Here is a 3,453-nt window from a genome sequence, read left to right as displayed (position 1 = left end):
ACACCTGCCCGGTCCACACGCTGAAGGATGCCGGGCCCTGGCTGAACGTGCTGGACCCCGGCTTCAACCTGCATCTGCGGGAAGACCGGATCGACAGCGCCTGGATCGTGCGCAAGCCGACCAAGGACGGCACCGTCACCTCGCTGGAGCTGTTCGACGTCGACGGCACGCTGATGGCCATGCTGTTCGGCGCCCGCAAGCCGGGCCAGCCGGAACGGGCCGACTGGCGCGCCCTGGTCGCCGAGATCAGCGCCGTGGTCGCGGCCTGATGCGCCCCCTCCTCGCCCTCACCTTCGCCGCGCTGGCCGCAGCCACCCTGCCGGCCCAAGCGGAACCGCCGGCCCGGGTCGTCGTCGCCGGCGGCGACCTGACCGAGATCGTCTACGCGCTGCACGCCGAAGACCGCCTGGCCGGTGTCGACACCACCAGCCTGTATCCGGCGGCGGCGCGGAAACTGCCCCAGGTCGGCTACCTCCGCCAGCTGTCGGCCGAAGGTGTGCTGTCGCTCGGGCCCGATCTGGTGCTGACCACGGTGTCCGCCGGGCCACCAGCGGTGCTGGAGCAGATCCGCTCCACCGGCACGCCGGTCGAGGCCCTGCCCGAGAGCTTCACCGCCGACGGCGTGATCGCCAAGATCGCGGGGGTCGAGACCGCGCTGGGCCTGCCCGACCAGGGGCTGAGCCAAGGGGTGCAGGCCGATTTCGCTGTTGTGGCGGATGCCGTCGCCAAGACCGAGTCCAAGCCGCGCGTTCTGTTCGTGCTGTCGATCACCGCGGGCGCGCCGCTGGGCGGCGGCAGCGGCACCGCCGCCGATGGCGTGATCCGCCTGGCCGGCGGCACCAACGCGGTCGGCGAGGTCGAGCGCTACAAGCAGCTGTCGCCCGAGGCCGTGGCGGCCGCGGCGCCGGATGTCATCGTCATCGCCAGCCACACAGTCGAGGGCAATGGCGGTATCGACGCCATCGCCAAAATGCCGGTCTTCGCCGAGACACCGGCCGCCAAGGCCGGCCGGATCATCCAGATGGATTCGCTCTACCTGCTCGGCTTCGGGCCACGCACGCCCCAGGCGGCGCGCGACCTGGCGATCGCGATCCATCCCGGCTGGACCCCGCCGGCCCTGCCCGACCGCAGCTGGAGCAGCGGATCGTGAGCACCCTGGCTGCAGGCGGCACGATGCCGGCCGCGGCCGAACAGCGGCAGGCCCGGCGCCTGACGCTGACCCTTGTCGGCCTCGTCCTGTTGCTGGTGGCCGCCGTGCTGGCCAGCATCAGCATCGGGCCGGCGGACATTCCGCTGCGCCATGTGCTGGCCATCCTGGGCCAGCCCTTCGGCCTCGGCACCCTGGACGAGGTCACGGCGCGTGAGGCGGCGATCGTCGCCGCCATCCGCCTGCCGCGGACGCTGCTGGGCGCCATGGTCGGCGCCACCCTGGCCGTCTCGGGCGCCATGATGCAGGGGCTGTTCCGCAACCCGCTGGCCGATCCCGGCCTGATCGGGGTCAGCGGCGGCGCCGCCTTTGCCGGCGTGTCGGTGATCTCGCTGGGCGTGCCGGCGGCGCTGATCGGCATCCCGCTGCTGCACATCTACGCCTTGCCGGTCGCCGCCTTCCTGGGCGGGCTGGTCGCCACCATCGTCGTCTACCGCCTGTCGAAGCAGGACGGCCGCGTGTCGGTGACGATGATGCTGCTGACCGGCATCGCCGTGAACGCCCTGGCCGCCACCGGCACCGGCTTCGTCGTGTTCAAGGCCGACGAGAACGCGATGCGCACCATCACCTTCTGGACGCTGGGCAGCCTCAGCGGCTCGACCTGGACCGCCGTACTGGCGGTGGTGCCCTTCGCCCTGGCCCTGCTCGCCGCCGTCGCCCTGGCCGCGCGCGCCCTGAACGGCGTGCTGCTGGGCGAGGCGGTGGCGCTGCATCTCGGTTTCCCCATCGAGAAGGTGACCCGGCTGCTGGTCGGCGTCGTCGCCCTGGCCGTCGGAGCCGCGGTCGCAGTCAGCGGCATGATCGGCTTCGTCGGTTTGCTGGTGCCACACACGCTACGGCTGATCATTGGCGCGGACCATCGCGGCCTGCTGCCGGCCTCGGCGCTGCTGGGCGCCGCCCTGCTGCTGGGCGCCGACCTCGTCGCCCGCACCGTGGTCGCGCCGGCCGAGCTGCCGATCGGCATCGTCACCACTGGCCTCGGCGCCCCCGTCTTCCTGGCGCTGCTGCTGCGCCGGCGGGGCACGCAGCCATGATCCGGGCCGAAGCCCTCGGCGTCCGCATCGGCCGGGCCACGCTGCTGGACGGCATCGACCTGGCCGTCGCCCCCGGCTGCTTCACCGCGGTCATCGGCCCGAACGGCGCGGGCAAGTCGACGCTGATGCGCTGCCTGTCCGGCGAGCGGTCGCCCTCCTCCGGCACGGTCAGCCTTGACGGCGCACCGATCGCCGCCTGGGACCTGGTGGCGCTGGCCCGCCGCCGGGCGGTGCTGCCGCAGCAGGTGACGCTGGACTTCCCGTTGACCGGGCGCGAGGTGGTGACGCTCGGCCGCGCGCCGTATCGCGGCGTAGCCGATGCGGCCGCCGACCGCCGCGCCGTCGCCATGGCCCTGTCCGCCGCCGATGTCGCCGAGCTGGCCGACCGCCCCTACCCGACCCTGTCGGGCGGCGAGCAGCAGCGCATCCAGTTCGCCCGGGTGCTGGCGCAGATCACTGGCGGCAGTGGCGGCCCGGCAACGGCGCCGAGCTATCTGCTGCTGGACGAACCGACCGCCAGCCTCGACCTGGCGCACCAGGCCGGGATCCTGCGCGTCGCCCGCGGGCTGGCCGATGCCGGCACCGGCGTGCTGGCGATCCTGCACGATTTGAACCAGGCCGCCCGCTTCGCCGACCACATCGTGCTGCTGCGCCGCGGTCGGGTCTTCGCCGCCGGGCCGCCGGCCCAGGTGCTCACCGCCGCGACCGTCGAGGCCGTGTTCGGCTGTGCGGTCGAGATCGTCCCCAACCCCCGTTCCGACAGGCCCTTCCTTGTTCCGATCTGAGGACGCCATGACCAGCCGACGCCAATCAGTGTCCGTGCTCTCCGCCCTGCTGGTGGCTCTTTCCGCCGCGCCTGCCGCCGCGGCGGAGGCCGTCGCTGCCACCACCCCGGACAGCGTCAGCCTGGAGCTGAACACGCTGGAGCCGCGCGGCGAGAATTGCGCCGTGAACATGGTGTTCGGCACCAGCGACGCCGCCTACCAGACGTTCAAGCTGGACCTCGTGTTCTTCGGCACCGACGGCGCCATCCGCAAGCGCCTGGCGGTCGATGCCGCGCCGCTGCGCGCGCACAAGACCAGCGTCAAGGCGTTCGAGGTCTCCGGCCTGGCCTGCGACGCCATCGGCTCGGTCCTGGTCAACGACGTGCTCGACTGCAAGACCGAGGCCGGCGCCGTCGCCGACTGCATCGATCGGGTGCAGACGCGGTCG

The 3,453-nt window shown here is 72.8% G+C and carries 5 protein-coding genes; all 5 read left to right on the top strand.

Annotation, left to right across the window (positions count from 1 at the left end):
- Nucleotides 1-269 (top strand): ChuX/HutX family heme-like substrate-binding protein (locus AC3XYG_RS10215; protein ID WP_489139719.1); only part of this gene is annotated, 269 nt, incomplete at its 5' end.
- On the top strand, nt 269-1,150 hold the full coding sequence (locus AC3XYG_RS10210; protein WP_489139718.1) for a heme/hemin ABC transporter substrate-binding protein: 882 nt from the start codon (nt 269-271) through the stop codon (nt 1,148-1,150). The genes AC3XYG_RS10215 and AC3XYG_RS10210, both read left to right, overlap by 1 nt.
- Nucleotides 1,147-2,241: a FecCD family ABC transporter permease gene (locus AC3XYG_RS10205; protein WP_489139717.1), complete on the top strand. Its 1,095-nt coding sequence runs from the start codon at nt 1,147-1,149 to the stop codon at nt 2,239-2,241. The genes AC3XYG_RS10210 and AC3XYG_RS10205 overlap by 4 nt, the downstream gene beginning before the upstream one ends.
- Entirely contained in the window at nt 2,238-3,026 is a 789-nt protein-coding gene (locus tag AC3XYG_RS10200; protein WP_489139716.1) for a heme ABC transporter ATP-binding protein, read from the top strand. The genes AC3XYG_RS10205 and AC3XYG_RS10200 overlap by 4 nt, the downstream gene beginning before the upstream one ends.
- A 7-nt stretch (nt 3,027-3,033) precedes the next feature.
- Nucleotides 3,034-3,453: Tat pathway signal sequence domain protein (locus AC3XYG_RS10195; RefSeq protein ID WP_489139715.1), on the top strand; the 420-nt coding region annotated here is incomplete at its 3' end.

It is taken from the genome of Inquilinus sp. (genome assembly GCF_057815775.1).
The sequence above is the reverse complement of the archived record's forward strand: the minus strand, read 5'-3'. Positions and strand labels throughout refer to the sequence as shown.

Bases quoted from the DNA above. Each gene is read 5' to 3' on its own strand.
- AC3XYG_RS10210 (WP_489139718.1), top strand. From the start codon at position 269: ATGCGCCCCCTCCTCGCCCTCACCTTCGCCGCGCTGGCCGCAGCCACC.
- AC3XYG_RS10200 (WP_489139716.1), top strand. From the start codon at position 2,238: ATGATCCGGGCCGAAGCCCTCGGCGTCCGCATCGGCCGGGCCACGCTG.